Below are 16,775 nucleotides of genomic sequence, written 5' to 3' on the forward strand. Positions count from 1 at the left end.
GTGGTGCGCGCCGGTGCGAATCGGGTCGTGGTGGGGCTGCGTCGTCACCTGCGCGCCGAACCGGCGCAGCCCGGGGTCTGGCCGCCGGCCATGAGGGCCGGCGACCGGGTCAGTGGGAGGGTCCGAAGCCCTCGATCACGAGCAGCGGCTCGCCCTCGTGCCCGTCGGGGAAGTCGGCCGCCTCGTAGCCGGTGGTCTCACGCAGCGTGGCGCCGCGCTCGGCGGCCCAGCGCGCGAAGACGCGGCGCGACGACGCGTTGTCGGCCGTCACGGTGGTGTGGATCCGCGCGATCCCGGGCCCGCCGTCGCCGGCCGCCTCGTCGACGGCGGCGTCGAGCAGGCGCCCCGCCACGCGCCGGCCGCGCGCCCGCGGGTCCACGGCGACCTGCCACACGAAGAGGGTGGCGGGGTCGGCGGGCAGCCGGTACGCGGCGAGGAAGCCGGCCGGCTCGTCGCCGTCGAGGAACGCCAGGCGGCAGGTCGCGGCGAAATGGTCCGCGAGCAGCAGGTAGGCGTAGGAGGAGTTGAGGTCGAGCGAGCCCGAGTCGCGGGCCAGCCGCCACATCGCGGCGCCGTCCGCCGTCGTCGGCGGTCGCACCGTCAGCCCCGCGAGCGGGGCCGTGGGCCGGGGCGACGCCGCGCGGTCAGGTGCGGCGTCGGTCGAGCTGTCGTCGGTCGGGTGGTTGGTCGTTGCGGTGTCCGTCGTGTCCATACCGCTGTCGACCATAGACGCATCGCGGGGGAAAGTTCACCTCGACCATGACTCTTCCTCGACCGACGGACCGGTCGGCGAGGGGCGTTGATCGTTGGGAGGCCAGCGAAAGGTCCCGATCACCATCGACGGATCATCGACGGTTCTTCGAGGGGTCATTTGTCTCGGATCGTGAGACGTCGACGGTGTCCGGAGACGACCGTGGGCGTGCCCGTCAGCACGGGCACGCCCACGGCATGCGTCTGGTCCGGGCGAGCCCGGGGCGAGGTCAGCCCGCGAAGGGCGTGGCCTTGAGGATCTCGACGGGGATCTCCCGGCCGTTCGGCGCGGTGTAGGCCGCCTTCTCGCCGATCTTGTGGCCGTCGATCGCGGCGCCGAGCGGCGACGTCGGCGAGTACACGTCGAGGTCGGTCGTGCCGGCGATCTCGCGGGAGCCCAGCAGGAACGTCATCTCGTCCCCGGCCACCAGTGCCGTGACGACCATGCCGGCCTCGACGACACCGTCGTCCGCCGGGGTGCCGATCTGGACGTGGCGCAGCTTCTCGGTGAGCTCGCGGATGCGGGCCTCGTTCTTCGCCTGCTCCTCACGGGCGGCGTGGTAGCCGCCGTTCTCCTTGAGGTCGCCCTCGTCGCGGGCGGCGGCGATGCGCTCGGCGATCTCGGTGCGGGCGGGGCCGGAGAGGTTCTCCAGCTCGGCCTGCAGCCGGTCGTGAGCCTCCTGGGTGAGCCAGGTGACGGTGCTCTCGGTCACGAGGGCTCTCCTTTCGTGGTGCTCGTCGGCCTGTTTCGGCCGTGCGCGGGCGACCGACGAGCGTCGGCACGCGCGTCGGCTGGGCAGGACTGTGCGTGTGAATCCCTCAGGATAGCCCGGGGAGGCGCCAGAACCCAGGCCTCCGCCGTGGGCGAACAGGGCGACGGCGCCTGCCGTGCGCCCTGACGGGCCCGTCAGGAGCGGTCGGACACGTCGCACGACTCGACCACGGCGCTCGTGGCCTCCTCGGACGTGCGGAGGGTCACGGTGTAGGTGGACGTGAGCTGCTCGCTGGGCCCGACGGGCACCTCCAGCGTGCCCACCTGGGCGTAGCTCGGCGCCAGCGCCTCGACCTCGCAGGTCGCCGTCGTGCCCGCCGGCATGTGCACCTGGAAGGTGACGTCCACCTGCTCGGCGTCGCGCACGTCGAAGCTCACGACGTTGACGTTCACCGGGTCCCGGCGGTTCTGCTCGACCGTGAACCAGGCCGCCACCCCGACCGCGGCGGCGAGCGCGGCGGCGATCGCCACCTTCGCGCCGGTCCCCAGGCCGCGGCGCTCGGGGCGCGTGCCGTACCGGTCGGCGGGGGGCGTGGGGCTGACGGGCTCGCTCATGGTGCACCATTGTCCCTGAAGCCCGCTGCCGACCCGTCACCCCGGGAGGGACCTTGTCCTCCGCCACCCCCGCGCCGCCCACCGGGCGGCCCGAGCCCCTGCGTCTGATGGCGGTGCACGCGCACCCGGACGACGAGTCGAGCAAGGGCGCCGCCACCACCGCGCGGTACGCCGCCGAAGGGGTGGAGGTGCTGGTCGTCACCTGCACCGGGGGCGAGCGGGGCGACGTGCTCAACCCCAGCTTCGAGGTGCCCGCGGGCCACGAGTTCGAGACGGTCGAGGGCCGCCGCGCCGTCCGCCGCCTCGAGATGGCGGCCGCGGCCGAGGCGCTCGGCGTGCGGCAGACGTGGCTCGGCTTCGTCGACTCGGGCCTGCCGGAGGGCGACCCGCTGCCCCCGCTGCCCGAGGGCTCCTTCGGCCTCGTGCCCCTCGAGGACGCGGCGGCGCCGCTGGTCGAGCTGGTGCGCGAGTTCCGGCCGCACGTCGTGACGACCTACGACCCGTCGGGCGGCTACCCGCACCCCGACCACATCAAGTGCCACGAGGTCGCGTTCGAGGCGTACCACGCGGCGGGCGACGGCTCGCGGTACGTCGTGGAGGGCGGCGCGGAGCCGTGGGCGCCGAGCAAGCTCTACTACAACCACGGGTTCTCGATGGCGCGCATGCGCGCCGTCCACGAGGCCATGCAGGGCGCGGGCCTGGAGTCGCCGTTCGGCGACTGGATCGAGTCGCGCGCGGCACGGGAGATCCCGGAGCGCACGGCGACCACGAGCATCCCGGTGGCCGACTACTTCGCCCAGCGGGACGCCGCGCTGGTGGCCCACGCCTCCCAGATCGACCCCGCCGGGTTCTTCTTCGCGGTGCCGCGCGACCTCGAGGCCGACGTCTGGCCCACCGAGGAGTACGAGCTCGCCGACTCGCGCGTCCCGACGACGCTGCCCGAGGACGACCTGTTCGCCGGCGTGCGGGGGGAGGCCCGGTGAACACCCTCCTCATGCTGGTGGCCACCGCGCCGAGCCCGTCGCCCAGCCCCACGCAGGGCCCGAACGAGCTGCAGGTGACGCCCGGCCTCGCCGGCTTCGTGGCGACCTTCGCGGTCGCCGTCGCCTGCGTGCTGCTGTTCCTCTCGCTGACCCGGCACCTGCGTCGCGCCCAGCGCAACGCCGAGGAGCAGGGCCTGCCGATCGAGGAGCCCAAGCGCGTCGGCTTCGACCGGGCGGACCGGCCCGGTCCGTCCGCCGGCGCGACCGACGCCCCCGACGACGGCTCGCCCGGCGCGGGCCCCGAGGGCGAGGCGGACGGCCAGGCGGGCCGATGAGCAGGCCGGTGCGCGTCACGGTCGCCCAGCTCGCGATCACCGCGGACCACGAGGCGAACCGGGAGGCGGTCGCCGAGGCGTTCCTCGCGGCCGGCCGGGTGGGCGCGGACCTGCTGGTGCTGCCCGAGTACTCCTCGGGGTACGACCCGCACGGCGTCGGGCCCGAGCACGCCGAGCCCCTCGACGGCCCGTTCGTGACGGCGCTGCGGCAGCACGCCGCGCGCTACCGCATCGCGGTCGTGGCGGGCACGACGCTGCCCGCGTACGGCGCGGTCGGCGCCGCGACCGGGCAGGTGCCGGCCGTGAGCGGGGCGTTCCCCGCCGTCACCGGCGGCTTCCCGGCCGTGACCGGGTCGTTCCCCGCCGCGACGGGATCCTTCCCGGCGGTCACCGGGTCGCTGCCGGCGATCACCGGGACCACGCCGGTGGCGGGCTCGCCTGCGACGGGGGTCCCGCCGCGGGCGTCCAACACCGTCGTCGCCGTCGACGCGACCGGCGCCCTGGTCGGCGCGTACCGCAAGGTGCACCTGTACGACGCGTTCGGCTCGCGCGAGTCCGACCGGCTCGAGCCGGGTCCGGCCGACGTGCCGCCGCTGGTGATCCGGCTGGGCGACCTGACGTTCGGCGTCGTGACCTGCTACGACCTGCGGTTCCCGGAGTCGGCCCGCCGGCTCGTGGACGCGGGCGCGGACGTCATCGTCGTGCCGGCGGCGTGGGTCGACGGCCCCCTCAAGGCGGACCACTGGCGCACGCTGCTGCGCGCGCGGGCGATCGAGAACACGGCCGTGGTGATCGGCGTCGGGATGGCGGGGGCGGGCCTGGTGGGCAGGTCCCTGCTGGCCGGGCCGGACGGCGTCGTCGGGCTGGAGCTCGACGAGACGCCGCAGGTGCGCACCGTCGACCTCGACCCGGAGCCGCTGGCGCAGGTGCGCCGGCAGAACCCGTCCCTGGCGAACCGCCGCTACCTGGTGGTGCCGAAGGGCTGACGCCCGTCGTGGGTCAGAGCGCCGCCAGGTAGATGGCGACGGTGTGGCACGTGAACCCGACCACGGTGAGCGCGTGGAAGATCTCGTGGAACCCGAACCAGCGCGGGGACGGGTCGGGGAACTTGGTGCCGTAGACGACGGCTCCGAGGATGTAGGCGATGCCGCCGGAGGCGACCAGCCACGCGACGCCCGCCCCTCCCGCGGCCGCGAACTGCGGGATGTACCCGACGGCCACGCAGCCGAGCGCCACGTACACGGGGACGTACAGCCAGCGGGGCGCGCCCATCCACAGCACGCGCGCGACGAGGCCGAGGATCGCGCCGCTCCACACGACGGCGAGCAGCACCGTGGCGGTGCTGCGCGGGAGCAGCATCACGGCCAGCGGCGTGTACGTGCCGGCGATGATGAGGAAGATGTTGGCGTGGTCCAGCCGCCGCAGCACGGCCGCGGTGCGGGGCGACCACGTGCCGCGGTGGTAGACGGCGCTGGTGCCGAACAGCATCACCGCGGTGACGCCGAAGATCGCGCAGGCCACCTTGTCGGCCGTCGTGTCGGCCAGCACGACCAGCACGATCGCGGCCGCCAGGGCCAGCGGGGCCGTCACCGCGTGGATCCAGCCGCGCAGGAAGGGCTTGAGCTTCGCCGCCCCGGTCGCGGCGGCCTCGGCGACCGTCTGGACCGCCTCGCCGACGGCGTCCTTCGCGCCCTCGACGACGCCCTTGGCCTCGGGCACGTCGGGGCGGTCGGCCCGGCGGCCGTCCGGCTGGGCGGCAGCTGCCACGGTGTTCTCCTCGCTCACGACCAACCTACGCATCCGTAGGTTACGCCAGCGTAGGCGACGCGGCGGGGCCGGTCGACCACACGCTGTGAAGATCGTGCGTGGGGGTTGCGGGTCGTCCCCGCCCGTCCCGCAGGCGCGGGACCTGCAGGTCTGGGGGAGCGGTACCGTTGTCCCGCTCTTCGTCCGTCCCGCCCGCCGGGTGCCTGCGCGTCTCGTGCGCCGGCGCGGCCCGATCCTCCGAGGTTCTCGCGTGCGCATGCCCCACCTGCTCTACGGCCTGTACGAGCGGCGCCTGGCCGCCTCGCTGCCGACGGCGCAGACGCCCCGGCACGTGGGCGTCATCCTCGACGGGAACCGCCGGTGGGCACGCTCGTTCGGGGAGACGGCGGCCACGGGGCACCGGCGCGGCGCCGACAAGATCACGGAGTTCCTGGGCTGGGCGGAGGAGCTCGGCGTCGAGGTCGTCACGCTGTGGATGCTGTCCACCGACAACCTGGCCCGCCCCGCGGGCGAGCTCACCGACCTGCTCGACATCATCCGTGACGCCGTCCAGGACCTCGCGGAGTCGCGGCGGTGGCGGCTGCGCGTCATGGGTCGCCTCGACCTGCTCCCCGCGGAGCTCGCGGACGCCGTCCGTGCCGCCGCGGACGGGACCGCGGACGTGCAGGGGCTGCAGGTCAACGTCGCGATCGGCTACGGCGGCCGGCACGAGATCGCCGACGCCGTCCGGTCCTACCTCACGCAGGAGGCGGCGCACGGGGCCACGCTCCAGGAGCTCGCCGAGCGGATCGACGTCGACGACATCGCCGCCCACCTGTACACGAAGGGTCAGCCGGACCCGGAGCTCGTGATCCGCACGTCGGGCGAGCTGCGCGTGGGCGGCTTCCTCATGTGGCAGAGCGCGCACTCCGAGCTCTACTTCTGCGAGGCGTACTGGCCCGACTTCCGCCGCGTCGACTTCCTGCGCGCGCTGCGCGACTTCTCCCGCCGGGAACGGCGCCTCGGGCGCTGACCGGCCCGTCTCGACGGGCCCCGACGGCGGCCCGTGCGGCACACTGCCACCGTGACCCCGCCCGAGCCGACGACGCCGTCCGCACCCCCGACCGACCCCGAGCGCCACCCCGAGCCGCGCGCCTCGGACGTGCGCCTCGCGGCCGAGGCGTGGGAGTCCCTGTTCCGTGCGCAGGTCGCGCTGATGCGCCGGTTCCAGGCCGACGACATCTGGCGCGACCTCACGATGCGCGAGTACGACGTGCTGTTCACCCTCTCGCGCGCGCCCGGCGGCGAGCTGCGGCTGCGCGACCTCAACGAGGGCATGCTGCTGGCGCAGTCGTCGCTGTCGCGGATGGTCGAGCGGCTCGAGTCGCGCGGCCTCGTCGAGCGGTCGGTGCCCGAGGACGACGCGCGCGGCACCCTCGTGCGCCTCACGGCGGAGGGGGCGCGCCGGCAGCGCGAGACGGGGCTGGCGCACGTGCGCACCATCGCGGAGTACGTGGGGCAGGCGCTCGAGCCGGCCGAGCTCGAGCAGCTCCGCGACGTGACGGACCGCCTCCGGCTCGCGCAGCCGGGCATCCCGCCGCGCACGTCCTGAGGGCCCGGCGCCCGCCCTCCCGCCCCGGTCGCCGGGTGCGCGGAGCCGGGCGACGACGTGGCCGCGGGGTCCGGGGCGGAAGATGACAGGGCGTGCCATCAACGTCACGTCGCTCCGGGGGCCTTCGCGGCGGGTCCGGGTGCGGCCCGGTGCGAGGATGGCAGTCATGCCGATGACGACCCCCCGGTCGGCCGATGCCGGACCGTACGACGCCCTCCTCCTGTACTCCTTCGGTGGCCCGAACCAGCCGGAGGACGTGGTGCCCTTCCTCCGCAACGTGACCGCCGGCAAGGGGATCCCCGACGAGCGGCTCGAGGAGGTCGGCGAGCACTACTACGGCTTCGGCGGCAAGAGCCCCATCAACGAGCAGAACCTCGCGCTGAAGGCGGCGCTCGAGGCCGAGCTCGCGGAGCGCGGGATCGACATGCCGGTCGTGTGGGGCAACCGCAACTGGGCGCCGTACACCACCGACGCGATCGACGAGCTGGAGCGCCGGGGCGCGAAGCGCGCGGTCGCGCTCGTGACGTCCGCGTACTCCTCGTACTCCGGCTGCCGCCAGTACCGCGAGGACCTCGCCGTGACGCTCGACAAGCGCGGGCAGCTCGGCTCCGAGGGCTCCACGGGCGTGCAGTTCGACAAGGTCCGCTCGTACTTCAACCACCCCGGCTTCGTGGCGGCCAACGCCGAGGCCGTGCTCGAGGGCTTCGAGGCGCTCGCGGCCAAGGGCGGCGACCCGGCCGCGGCGAAGCTCGTCTTCGTCACGCACTCCATCCCCGACACGATGGAGGCGGCCTCGCGCGTCTCGCACGCCACCTACTCGGCGCAGCACCTCGACGTCGCCGCCGTGATCGCGGCGGTCGTGTCCGAGGTGCGCGGCCACGCCGTCGAGTGGGAGCTGGCGTACTGCTCGCGCTCCGGCCCGCCGTCGCAGCCGTGGCTCGAGCCCGACGTCAACGACCTGCTCACCGAGCGCGCGGGCCAGGGCCTCAAGGACGTCGTCCTGTCCCCGATCGGCTTCGTCTCCGACCACATGGAGGTGGCGTACGACCTCGACACCGAGGCGATGGCCACGGCCACGGAGCTGGGCATGACCGCGGTGCGCGCCGGCACGGTCGGCACGCGGCCCGCCTTCGTGTCCGGTCTGGTCGACCTGATCCTGGAGCGCGCGGCCCTGGCCCGCGGCGAGGACGTCGAGGAGGAGACGGTGGGCAGCCTGCCCGCGTTCCGCTCGGTGTGCGCCCCCGGCTGCTGCCTGCGCCGGGACGGCGAGCCGAGCGGCGTGCCCGCGCTGTGCGGCGAGAACCTGCAGTCCTGACCTGCTGACCCGAGAGGACGTCATGAGCGAGCACATCCACGGCGACACCGGCGAGACCGTCGACGCCGCCGCGATCAACGAGTCGATCCGGTACGCGATGATCGCGGTCTTCTCCACCGCCGAGCCGCTGCCGGCCGGCGACGCCGAGCGCGCCGCCGTCGCCGCGGAGGCCGAGGCGGCGCTGTGGGACGGGCAGCCCGACGACGCCCGCGACCCGGCCCGCGCCGAGGGCGACGTCGTGGTCCGCGGCGTGTACGACGTCGCCGGCCTGCGCGCCGACGCCGACCTCATGGTGTGGGTGCACGGCCCGTCGGTCGAGTCCGTGCAGGGCGCCTACCAGCGGCTGCGCGCGTCGCGCCTCGGGTCGGCCCTCGCGCCGGAGTGGTCCGTGGTGGCGCTGCACCGCGCCGCCGAGTTCAACAAGGGCCACGTGCCCGCGTTCCTCGCCGGCGAGCGCCCCCGCGACTACATCTCCGTGTACCCGTTCGTGCGCTCCTACGAGTGGTACCTGCTGCCCGACGCCGAGCGCCGCACGATGCTGCGCGACCACGGCATGGCCGCGGCGGGCTACAAGGACGTGCGCGCCAACACGATGAGCACGTTCGCGCTGAGCGACTACGAGTGGCTGCTGGCCTTCGAGGCCGACGAGCTGCACCGGATCGTCGACCTCATGCGCGACCTGCGGAACACCGAGGCCCGCCGCCACGTGCGCGAGGAGGTGCCGTTCTTCACCGGCCCCCGCGTCACCGTGGCCGACTGGGTGGAGAAGCAGCCCCGCGCCTGACGCTCACGCCCGAGCGAGGGTGGCGACGACGACGGTGCCGCCGGTGGCGTCGTCGGCGTCCGGGTCGTCGTCGGTGACGACGGCCGCGCGCAGGCCGTGCGCGGTGACCAGGGCCGTCGCGCCGTCGACCTGGTCGGTGCCCACCTCGAAGAGCAGCGACCCGCCGGGCGCGAGCCAGCCCGGCGCGGCCGCCACCACGCGGCGCAGGACGTCGAGCCCGTCGGACCCGCCGTCGAGCGCGACGGCGGGCTCGTGGTCGCGCGCCTCGGGCGGCATGGTCGCGATCGCGGCGGTCGGCACGTAGGGCGCGTTGCACAGCAGCAGGTCGACGCGGCCGCGCAGGATCGTGGGCACGGCGGCGAGCAGGTCCCCCTCGTGCACCGCGGCCCCGAGCGGCTCCAGGTTGCGCCGGGCGTGCGTGACGGCGGCGGGCTCCACGTCGCTCGCGTGCAGCACCGGCGCGGCCCCCGCGGCCCGCAGGCCGAGCAGCACGGAGCCGCCGACGGCGCCGCACCCGCAGCACAGGTCCAGCACCGTGGCCGGGGCGGGCAGCGCGAGCGCCGCCGCGACCATCAGCTCCGTGCGGCGGCGGGGCACGAACACCCCGGGCCCCACCGACCAGCGACGCCCCGCGAAGGACACCCACCCCAGCAGGTGCTCCAGCGGCTCGCCGGCCACGCGCCGCGCGACCAGCTCCTCGAGCCGTGCCGCGTCGGCGGCGGACCCCAGCAGCAGCGCCGCCTCGTCCTCGGCGAACACGCACCCCGCGGCGCGGAGCCGCGCGGTCACGACCGGGGCGCGCGGGTCCGGGGGGTCGGTCGGGACGGGGGCACCGGTGCGGGTCACCCGGCACACCCTAGTTCCGCGCCGCGGGCCGGCGACTCTCCCGCGAGGCTGCCAGCCGGTTCCCAGGGCGCGGGCCTACGGTCGACCCGTCTGGTTCAGCCTTCAACTACCGGGAGCCCCCGTGCCCGCACCTGCCGCCCCCACGCCCACGCCCCGTCGCCGGGCCACCCGGATCGTCGTGGGCGCGCTCGTCGCCGTCCTGCTCCTCGCGGCCCTCGGCTTCGCGGCGATCCGCCTCTACGCCGGCCAGCAGACGGGCGGCGACGTCGCGGAGCCCACCGTGGCGGGCGCGGCCACGGCCGTGACGGCCGACCCCGCCGACCTCGACGGCGCCTACGCCGTCGGCGACGGGTCGGAGGCCGGCTACCGCGTGGACGAGGTCCTCGCGGGCAAGGACGTCACCGTCGTCGGCCGCACCTCCGAGGTCACGGGCTCCGCGACGATCGCGGGCGGCGAGCTCACCGAGGCCACGATCGACGTCGACATGGCGAGCATCGAGACCGACGAGTCGCAGCGTGACGCCCGGTTCCAGGACATCCTCGGCACCGCCGAGTTCCCGACGGCGACCTTCGAGCTCTCCGAGCCGGTCGACGTGAGCGCGGTGGCCGACGGCGAGACGGTCACGGTGGACGCCGCCGGGACGATGACCATCCAGGGCGTGCCGCAGGACGTCACCGCGACGCTGCAGGTGCGCCTCACCGAGGACGGCGCCGCCGTGAGCACGCAGGTCCCGGTCACCTTCGCGGACTACGGCGTCACGGCTCCGGACCTCGGCTTCGTGACGGTGGAGGACGACGGCTTCGTGGAGGCGGAGCTCGCCCTCACCCGCTGACACGCGCGGGGTCGGGGCCGACGGAGGCCGGCGCGGGTCGGCTCAGCGCGCCGCCGCCGGCGCGGCGGCGGCGCGGGCCTCGCGGGCCAGGTCGACGCCCGCCGCGGCGAGCGCGGCGCGGGCGTCGTCGACGGTGGCCGGGTCGACGGCCAGCGCGACGACCCGCTCGACGTCGAGGACCTCGCCCTTGGCGTCCCGCCCGACGAGCTCGGCGGGCGCGCTCCACGACCCCTGCCACGCGGCGGCGCCGGACCGGACGGCGGCCTCCTGGACGCCGAGCGCCAGCAGGCTGCGCAGCGCGGCACCGAGGGAGTCCGGCTGCTCCAGGGCCTCCCGCGACACGACGGCACGGACCAGGTCGTCGCCGTGGCCGCCCTCCACGAGGTCGAGCAGGGTGCCCAGGCCGGCGGACGGCCGGTGGGCCACCCGGGCGGCAGCCGCATAGACCGCGTCGGCGTCGGCGCGGTCGGAGGCGGCCATGAACGCCGGCACGAGCCGGTCCCAGCCGAGCCGCTCCCGGTCGCCGAAGTCGACCACGCGGCCGGCGAGCTCGGCCGCGGCGCGCTCGAACCCGGGGACGAGGGCGGTGGCCGGGCGGTCGTCGTCGGACGTCGCGTCGTCGGGCAGGCGATCCATGGCGGCGACGCGCTGGGCGATCGGAGGGTGGGAGTCCCACCGCGACCGCCCGCCCGGCGCCTCCTGCCCGCGCAGCCGCGCGAGGTCGTCGGCGCGCGCGGCGAGGAGGAGCGCGAAGCCACCGAAGAAGCCCTCGGCCGTCGTGGCATACCCGCGCGACCAGGCGGGGGCGAGGTAGCGCTCCTGGTAGAACGACCAGGCAGCGTCGACGACGGGCAGCTCGCGCAGCGCGTCCTGGGCGGTCCGGCGCCCCGCGACCCGGACGGAGAGGCGGTCGGCCTCGAGCTCCTGCGCGCGGCTCACCGCCGCCGACGCCACCAGGTACGCCTTCGCGTACTGGCGCAGCAGCCATCCGACGAGGTTGCCCTCGAGGTGGGCGACGGTCTCGCCGACCACGGCCCGCCCGCGGTACGCGATCGGCGACAGCCGCGTGTGCGCGTTCGAGTAGTGCCCGATCTCGTGACCGAGCACCGAGCGGAGCCGGCCCACGGTGAGCCCCTGCACCAGCGGGACCCCGAGGACGAGGGTCCGCCGACCGCCGACGAGCCCCAGGAGGCGTGACTCCTCGCTCACGGCCGCGTTGACCACGGGGGCGAGCACGATCGTGTCGGGCGCGCGGGTTCCCGCGACGTCGGCGAGCTCGCGCACCAGGTCCCACAGCTCGGGGGCGTCCTCGGGTGCGAGGGCGACGTCGTCCGCGTCGGTCGAGCGGAGTGCGCGCTGCGAGCGCGCGACGCGCACCAGCGCCATGACGATCCCGACGGCGACCACGACCGTGAGGAAGCCGAACTTGACCGCCGCGGCGCCCGAGTGGTGCTGGAAGGCCAGCACGGCGACCGCGCCGCAGCCGACCAGGAGGGCGATCGCCAGGACGTAGAAGCCGACGAGCATGAGGACGGAGAGCAGGGCGCGGAACGCCGTGGGCATGGGGACTCCCGAGGGGTCGGTGCGGACGACGTCGTCCGCGTGTCGAGCACGGACGATAGCGACCCCGCGTCGTCCCGCACCAGAGGGCCCGTGACGGCCCTCCGGCGCGGGCGGCCCCGTCAGGGGTACAGGCCGCGGATCCGGTGCGCCTCGGCGGTGCGCTGCACGCCGATGACGAGCGCGGCGTCGCGCAGCGACAGGCCCTCCCGCGTGGCCAGGGTGGACACGTCGCCGAAGGCGGACGTCATGCGGTGCTCGAGGCGGTCGGCGATCTCCGGCTCGGACCACCAGTAGGTCTGGTTGGCCTGCACCCACTCGAAGTAGGAGACGACGACGCCGCCGGCGTTGGCGAGCACGTCCGGCACCACGGTGACGCCCTGGGCGGCCAGGACGCGGTCCCCGTCGGTGGTGGTGGGGCCGTTGGCGCCCTCCACCACCCAGCGGGCCCGCACGGTCGCGGCGGTGGTGCCGTCGAGCACGCCCTCCACCGCGGCGGGGACGAGCACGTCGACGTCGAGGGCGAGCAGCTCGTCGTTGGACAGCGGGTCGCCGCCGTCGAACCCGACCACCGAGCCGGTGGCGGCGACGTGCGAGTACAGGCGGTCCATCGCGAGGCCCGCGTCGTTGCGGACGCCGCCGTACTGGTCGCTGACGGCGACGACGGTCGCGCCGCGCGAGGCGAAGATCGCGGCGGCGTGCGAGCCGACCTTGCCGAAGCCCTGCACGGCGACGGTCACGTCGCTCAGGGGCACGCCGGCCTCGCGGAGGGCGGCGGCGGTGACGTGCACGATGCCGGCGCTGGTGGCGGTGCCGCGCCCGCGGGAGCCGCCCAGCGCCAGGGGCTTGCCGGTGACGACCGCGGGGATCGTGTACCCGCGGTTCACCGAGTAGGTGTCCATGACCCACGCCATGGTGTGCTCGTCGGTGCCCATGTCGGGCGCCATGATGTCGGTGTCCGGGCCGATCATCGGCATGATCTCGGACGTGTACCGCCGGGTGACGCGCTCCAGCTCGGCCGTCGAGTAGTCGCGCGGGTCGATGGCGACGCCGCCCTTGGCGCCGCCGTACGGCAGGTCGACGATGGCGCACTTCCACGTCATCCACATGGCGAGCGCGCGGACCTCGTCGATGTCGACGCCGGGGGCGTAGCGCAGGCCGCCCTTGCCGGGACCGCGGGTGATGTTGTGCTGCACGCGGAAGCCGTGGAACAGGACGGTCTCGCCGTCGTCGCGCCGCAGGGGCACGGCCACGTGGATCTCGCGGCGCGGGGTGGCGAGCATCTGGTGCTGGCCCTCGTCGTAGCCGAGGACGGACACGGCGCTGGCGAGCTGGCTGTGCGCGGTGTCCAGCGGGGAGCTCGCGCGCGGGGCGGGCTCGATGGTGCTCGCGGGGGCCGCCGGGGCGGCGGGGGTGTCGGGCAGGGGTGTCGAGGTCATCGACGTCGTCGTCGTCACGGGTCCTCCAGGACACGGTGCCGGTGGCCCCGGGTCGGGGGCCGGCAGGGGTGGCGCGGCCCGGGATGGTGGGCCTCGGCGCCCACCGTAGTCCCTCCCGCGGGGGCCTCTGCGGGCGAAACCCGAGGGGTTGCGGAGCCGTTCCCGAGCGTTGACCCGGCCATGGTCCTGGTTGACGCGAGCACGACCGGAACGGCGTCGAGCCCGCCGGGACGAAGGGTCCGGCGGGCTCGACGGCAGCGGTGCGCTCAGCGCGCGAGGCGCCACGCGGCGGGCAGGAGGGCCGCGGCGAGGGCCGCCTTGAGGGCGTCGCCCGGCAGGAAGACGACGGCGCCGGTGAGCAGCGCGGCGCCCACGGGCATCCCGGTGCTGACGGCGAGCCACGGCACGCCCACCGCGTAGACGGTGAGGGTGCCGAGGGCGTAGGCGCCCGCGGTGGTGAGCACGCGGCGGTCGGCGCCGCGGCGGGCGAGCGCCCCCACGACGAGGCCGGCGAGGACGAAGCCGACGAGGTAGCCGCCGGTCGCGCCGGCGACGGACTCCCAGCCCGACGTCGCGCCGGCGAACACGGGCAGGCCCGCGACGCCCGCGGTGAGGTAGACGGCCTGGGCGGTCGCGCCCCGGACGGGGCCGAGGGCGGCGGCGCCCAGGAGGACGGCGAAGGTCTGGCCGGTGAGCGGCACGGGCAGCCCGGGCACGGGGATCACCACCTGGGCGGCGAGGGCGGTGAGGGCGGCCGCCGCGACGACGAGCACGACGTCGCGGGCGAGGGCCCCGGGCAGCAGGTCCGCGAGGACGCGGCGCGGGCGGGCGGGGGCGAGGGGGAGTGCGGCTGCGGTCATACCGACGACGCTAGGGCGTGCCCGGGGGCGGGGTCATGACCGTGGTGCGCCAAGACTGGGGGGCGCTCGTTTGTGCAGGTCGTACACACGCGGGCCGGTCGCGGGCGTGCCGGGCCCCGGACTTTGTGGGTTTCGTGCACGCCGATCGGCGGCGCGCCCGGCCCGCCTCCCCGGGACCCGTCCGCCCGGATCGGTAGCCTCCGGCACCATGGCTGACAAAGACGTCGCACGCACCTCCGACCCCGACCTCGACCTGGACCCCGGGCTCGCCGGCGCCGAACGGCCGCGCTGGCGGCTGGTGGGCCCCGGCCTCGTGGTCGCCGCCACCGGGATCGGCGCCGGCGACCTCGTGGCGACGCTGGTCGCCGGCAGCCGCTTCGGCTACACGCTGCTGTGGGCGGCCGTGCTGGGCGTCCTCATCAAGATCGTGCTGGTCGAGGGGGCCGGCCGCTGGTCGCTCTCGACGGGCCGCACCATCTTCGACGGCTGGAAGTCGCTCGGCGCGTGGGCGAGCGTCTACTTCGGCGTCTACATCGTGGTGTGGGGCTTCAGCTACGGGGCCGCGGCGATGTCCAGCTCCGCCCTGCCCCTCGTGGCGCTCTTCCCGCAGGTGGACCTCGTCTGGTTCGCGATCGGGATGGGCCTGATCGGCGCCGCGATCGTGTGGCTCGGGAGGTACTCGATGTTCGAGTACGTCATCGCGGTGCTCGTCGGCGTCATGTTCGTGACGATCGTGGGCTCCGCGGTGCTCACGCTGCCGAACCTGGGCGAGATCGTCGGCGGCCTGGTGCCCCGCATCCCCGAGGGCTCGCTGCTGTACACGCTCAGCCTCGCGGGGGGCGTCGGCGGCACCATCACGCTCGCGGCCTACGGGTACTGGCTCAAGGAGAAGGGCTGGAGCACCCCGCGGTGGATGAAGGTCATGCGGATCGACAACGCGATGGCCTACGTGATCTCCGGCGTGTTCGTCATCTCGATGCTCGTGGTGGGCGCCGAGCTGCTCTACTCCTCCGGCATCACGCTCGCGGACGGCGAGGGCGGCCTGGTGGACCTCGCCGACGTGCTCGCCGAGCGGTACGGGTCGTTCATGGCGCCGCTGTTCCTCGTGGGGTTCTGGGCGTCGTCGTTCTCGTCGGTGCTGGGCGTGTGGAACGGCGTGTCCCTGATGTTCGCCGACTTCGTCGCGACCGCCCGGGGCCTGTCCGAGGACGACCCGCGCCGCAAGGCCGGCGGCACGTACTACAAGGCCTACATCCTGTGGCTCACGTTCCCGCCGATGCTGCTGCTCCTGCTGGACCAGCCCATCGCGCTCGTCGTCGCCTACGGCGCGCTCGGCTCCCTGTTCATGCCGTTCCTCGCCATCACGCTGCTGTTCCTCATGAACTCCTCGCGCGTGCCGCAGCGGTGGCGCAACCGCCCGCTGACCAACGTGGCGCTCGTCGCCATCGCGGGCATGTTCGTGGTGCTCGGCGTCCAGCAGCTGGTGCAGGCGCTCGCGCCCGTCCTGGGCTGACCTCGGCGGGCTCAGCCCGCGGCGCGGGCGCGGCGCCGGAACGACGACGGCGTCTCGCCCGTGAGGCGCGCGAACGTGCGCGTGAACGACGGCTGGTCGTAGAAGCCGGACGCGGCGGCCACCTCGGCCAGCGGCGTCGTCGTCGAGGTGAGCAGGTGCGCGGCGCGGTCCACGCGCGTGCGCAGCACGAGCTGGCGCGGCGAGAGCCCGAACACCTTGCGCACCCGCCGGTCCAGGACGGCCGGCGTGCTGCCCGCCATCGCGGCCAGGTCGGCCACGGACAACGGCGCGCCGGGGGAGGAGTCGAGGTGCTTCTCGACGGCGGAGACCAGGCGGGCCATGGCGTCCATGGTCGCGTCGTCGGCGTCGCCCGAGCGCAGGTCCTGCGACACCGAGACCAGCCCGACGACGCGGCCGCCGGCGTCCCGCACGGGCAGCTTCGCGGTGAGGAACCAGCCCGGGGTGCCGCCCACGCGGCGGATCAGCTCGAGCTCGTTGCGCAGGGGCCGGCCGGTGCGCAGCACCTCCGCGTCCTGGGCCTCGTAGCGCTCGGCCAGCTCGGGGACGAACAGGTCGACCGCCCGCCGGCCCAGCACCTGCCGGCGCGAGCGCTCGTTGGTGCGGCGCACGAAGACCTGGTTGACGGCGAGGTAGCGCCCGTCGGCGTCCTTGGCGCAGAACATGACGTCCGACAGCTCGTCCATCAGGTCCACCATCACGGGGGACAGGGCGGCCATGAGGGCGGCCGTGCCGGGCACGTCCGCGGCCGGCGGTGCGGGGTCGCCGGGGACGTCGCCCGCCGGGCCGGTCGTGTTGTCGGAATCTGCCCCCATCGCGTGCCCGATCGTACAAGACGGCCACCTGCCCGAGGGC

At 75.1% G+C, this 16,775-nt stretch carries 18 protein-coding genes; 9 read left to right on the plus strand and 9 right to left on the minus strand.

The window, feature by feature from the left end:
- Nucleotides 1-109: 109 nt before the first annotated feature.
- The 3 genes from ectA to ACFU9A_RS20150 all read right to left on the minus strand — a co-directional run bounded on the left by ectA (nucleotide 110) and on the right by ACFU9A_RS20150 (nucleotide 2,077).
- Complete coding sequence (gene ectA, locus ACFU9A_RS20140; protein WP_430577085.1) at nucleotides 110-712, minus strand: diaminobutyrate acetyltransferase; 603 nt, start codon at nucleotides 710-712, stop codon at nucleotides 110-112.
- Between the two features lie 268 nt (nucleotides 713-980).
- Entirely contained in the window at nucleotides 981-1,463 is a 483-nt protein-coding gene (gene greA / locus ACFU9A_RS20145) for a transcription elongation factor GreA (RefSeq protein ID WP_430577086.1), read from the minus strand.
- Between the two features lie 194 nt (nucleotides 1,464-1,657).
- A complete protein-coding gene (locus ACFU9A_RS20150; RefSeq protein WP_430577087.1) occupies nucleotides 1,658-2,077 on the minus strand; it encodes a DUF4307 domain-containing protein in 420 nt (139 codons plus the stop codon).
- 107 nt (nucleotides 2,078-2,184) lie between these two features.
- Between ACFU9A_RS20150 and mca the strand changes: the two genes are divergently transcribed.
- Genes mca through ACFU9A_RS20165 form a run of 3 tightly spaced genes read left to right on the plus strand, consistent with a single transcriptional unit; the run spans nucleotide 2,185 to nucleotide 4,381 of the window.
- Entirely contained in the window at nucleotides 2,185-3,060 is an 876-nt protein-coding gene (gene mca, locus ACFU9A_RS20155) for a mycothiol conjugate amidase Mca (RefSeq protein WP_430577381.1), read from the plus strand.
- Complete coding sequence (locus tag ACFU9A_RS20160) at nucleotides 3,057-3,395, plus strand: hypothetical protein (protein WP_430577088.1); 339 nt, start codon at nucleotides 3,057-3,059, stop codon at nucleotides 3,393-3,395. Before mca ends, ACFU9A_RS20160 begins: the two co-directional genes overlap by 4 nt.
- Entirely contained in the window at nucleotides 3,392-4,381 is a 990-nt protein-coding gene (locus ACFU9A_RS20165; RefSeq protein WP_430577089.1) for a carbon-nitrogen hydrolase family protein, read from the plus strand. Before ACFU9A_RS20160 ends, ACFU9A_RS20165 begins: the two co-directional genes overlap by 4 nt.
- Before the next feature lie 13 nt (nucleotides 4,382-4,394).
- Here the strand turns inward: ACFU9A_RS20165 and ACFU9A_RS20170 are convergent, their stop codons facing one another.
- Nucleotides 4,395-5,162: a hemolysin III family protein gene (locus tag ACFU9A_RS20170; protein WP_430577090.1), complete on the minus strand. Its 768-nt coding sequence runs from the start codon at nucleotides 5,160-5,162 to the stop codon at nucleotides 4,395-4,397.
- A 250-nt stretch (nucleotides 5,163-5,412) separates the two neighbouring features.
- Between ACFU9A_RS20170 and ACFU9A_RS20175 the strand changes: the two genes are divergently transcribed.
- The 4 genes from ACFU9A_RS20175 (at nucleotide 5,413) to hemQ (ending at nucleotide 8,852) form a co-directional block, all read left to right on the plus strand.
- Nucleotides 5,413-6,174, plus strand: a complete 762-nt coding sequence (locus tag ACFU9A_RS20175; RefSeq protein ID WP_430577091.1) for an isoprenyl transferase — start codon at nucleotides 5,413-5,415, stop codon at nucleotides 6,172-6,174.
- 129 nt (nucleotides 6,175-6,303) lie between these two features.
- Nucleotides 6,304-6,753, plus strand: coding sequence for a MarR family winged helix-turn-helix transcriptional regulator (locus ACFU9A_RS20180; protein ID WP_430577382.1), 450 nt, complete (start codon nucleotides 6,304-6,306; stop codon nucleotides 6,751-6,753).
- A gap of 166 nt (nucleotides 6,754-6,919) precedes the next feature.
- On the plus strand, nucleotides 6,920-8,068 hold the full coding sequence (locus tag ACFU9A_RS20185; RefSeq protein WP_430577092.1) for a ferrochelatase: 1,149 nt from the start codon (nucleotides 6,920-6,922) through the stop codon (nucleotides 8,066-8,068).
- Nucleotides 8,069-8,090: 22 nt separating this feature from the next.
- A complete protein-coding gene (gene hemQ, locus ACFU9A_RS20190) occupies nucleotides 8,091-8,852 on the plus strand; it encodes a hydrogen peroxide-dependent heme synthase (protein ID WP_430577093.1) in 762 nt (253 codons plus the stop codon).
- A 3-nt stretch (nucleotides 8,853-8,855) separates the two neighbouring features.
- On the opposite strand, the gene ACFU9A_RS20195 is transcribed toward hemQ, so the two are convergent.
- Nucleotides 8,856-9,698: a putative protein N(5)-glutamine methyltransferase gene (locus tag ACFU9A_RS20195; protein WP_430577094.1), complete on the minus strand. Its 843-nt coding sequence runs from the start codon at nucleotides 9,696-9,698 to the stop codon at nucleotides 8,856-8,858.
- A gap of 121 nt (nucleotides 9,699-9,819) precedes the next feature.
- Here ACFU9A_RS20195 and ACFU9A_RS20200 point away from each other — a divergent pair, with 121 nt between their 5' ends.
- Nucleotides 9,820-10,530, plus strand: coding sequence for a YceI family protein (locus ACFU9A_RS20200; RefSeq protein WP_430577095.1), 711 nt, complete (start codon nucleotides 9,820-9,822; stop codon nucleotides 10,528-10,530).
- A 42-nt stretch (nucleotides 10,531-10,572) separates the two neighbouring features.
- Here the strand turns inward: ACFU9A_RS20200 and ACFU9A_RS20205 are convergent, their stop codons facing one another.
- From ACFU9A_RS20205 to ACFU9A_RS20215, 3 genes are all read right to left on the minus strand, one after another.
- A complete protein-coding gene (locus ACFU9A_RS20205; RefSeq protein ID WP_430577096.1) occupies nucleotides 10,573-12,093 on the minus strand; it encodes a M48 family metallopeptidase in 1,521 nt (506 codons plus the stop codon).
- A 119-nt stretch (nucleotides 12,094-12,212) separates the two neighbouring features.
- Nucleotides 12,213-13,529: a Glu/Leu/Phe/Val dehydrogenase gene (locus ACFU9A_RS20210; RefSeq protein WP_430577097.1), complete on the minus strand. Its 1,317-nt coding sequence runs from the start codon at nucleotides 13,527-13,529 to the stop codon at nucleotides 12,213-12,215.
- 266 nt (nucleotides 13,530-13,795) lie between these two features.
- Nucleotides 13,796-14,389 (minus strand): biotin transporter BioY, encoded by a 594-nt coding sequence (locus ACFU9A_RS20215; protein ID WP_430577098.1) that lies wholly within the window; start codon nucleotides 14,387-14,389, stop codon nucleotides 13,796-13,798.
- Nucleotides 14,390-14,597: 208 nt separating this feature from the next.
- Here ACFU9A_RS20215 and ACFU9A_RS20220 point away from each other — a divergent pair, with 208 nt between their 5' ends.
- Nucleotides 14,598-15,902, plus strand: coding sequence for an Nramp family divalent metal transporter (locus ACFU9A_RS20220; protein WP_430577099.1), 1,305 nt, complete (start codon nucleotides 14,598-14,600; stop codon nucleotides 15,900-15,902).
- Between the two features lie 11 nt (nucleotides 15,903-15,913).
- On the opposite strand, the gene ACFU9A_RS20225 is transcribed toward ACFU9A_RS20220, so the two are convergent.
- Nucleotides 15,914-16,735: a helix-turn-helix domain-containing protein gene (locus ACFU9A_RS20225; RefSeq protein ID WP_430577100.1), complete on the minus strand. Its 822-nt coding sequence runs from the start codon at nucleotides 16,733-16,735 to the stop codon at nucleotides 15,914-15,916.
- Nucleotides 16,736-16,775: the final 40 nt, after the last annotated feature.

Origin of the sequence: Isoptericola sp. NPDC057653 (assembly GCF_042799955.1) — a bacterium.
Lineage (GTDB): Bacteria > Actinomycetota > Actinomycetes > Actinomycetales > Cellulomonadaceae > Isoptericola.

Excerpts from the sequence above, each read along its gene's own strand:
- hemQ (WP_430577093.1), top strand. The coding sequence starts at position 8,091 with ATGAGCGAGCACATCCACGGCGACACCGGCGAGACCGTCGACGCCGCC.
- ACFU9A_RS20185 (WP_430577092.1), top strand. The coding sequence starts at position 6,920 with ATGCCGATGACGACCCCCCGGTCGGCCGATGCCGGACCGTACGACGCC.
- ACFU9A_RS20215 (WP_430577098.1), bottom strand. The coding sequence starts at position 14,389 with ATGACCGCAGCCGCACTCCCCCTCGCCCCCGCCCGCCCGCGCCGCGTC.
- ACFU9A_RS20205 (WP_430577096.1), bottom strand. The coding sequence starts at position 12,093 with ATGCCCACGGCGTTCCGCGCCCTGCTCTCCGTCCTCATGCTCGTCGGC.
- ACFU9A_RS20150 (WP_430577087.1), bottom strand. The coding sequence starts at position 2,077 with ATGAGCGAGCCCGTCAGCCCCACGCCCCCCGCCGACCGGTACGGCACG.
- ectA (WP_430577085.1), bottom strand. The coding sequence starts at position 712 with ATGGACACGACGGACACCGCAACGACCAACCACCCGACCGACGACAGC.
- ACFU9A_RS20165 (WP_430577089.1), top strand. The coding sequence starts at position 3,392 with ATGAGCAGGCCGGTGCGCGTCACGGTCGCCCAGCTCGCGATCACCGCG.
- ACFU9A_RS20225 (WP_430577100.1), bottom strand. The coding sequence starts at position 16,735 with ATGGGGGCAGATTCCGACAACACGACCGGCCCGGCGGGCGACGTCCCC.
- ACFU9A_RS20210 (WP_430577097.1), bottom strand. The coding sequence starts at position 13,529 with ATGACCTCGACACCCCTGCCCGACACCCCCGCCGCCCCGGCGGCCCCC.
- ACFU9A_RS20220 (WP_430577099.1), top strand. The coding sequence starts at position 14,598 with ATGGCTGACAAAGACGTCGCACGCACCTCCGACCCCGACCTCGACCTG.
- mca (WP_430577381.1), top strand. The coding sequence starts at position 2,185 with ATGGCGGTGCACGCGCACCCGGACGACGAGTCGAGCAAGGGCGCCGCC.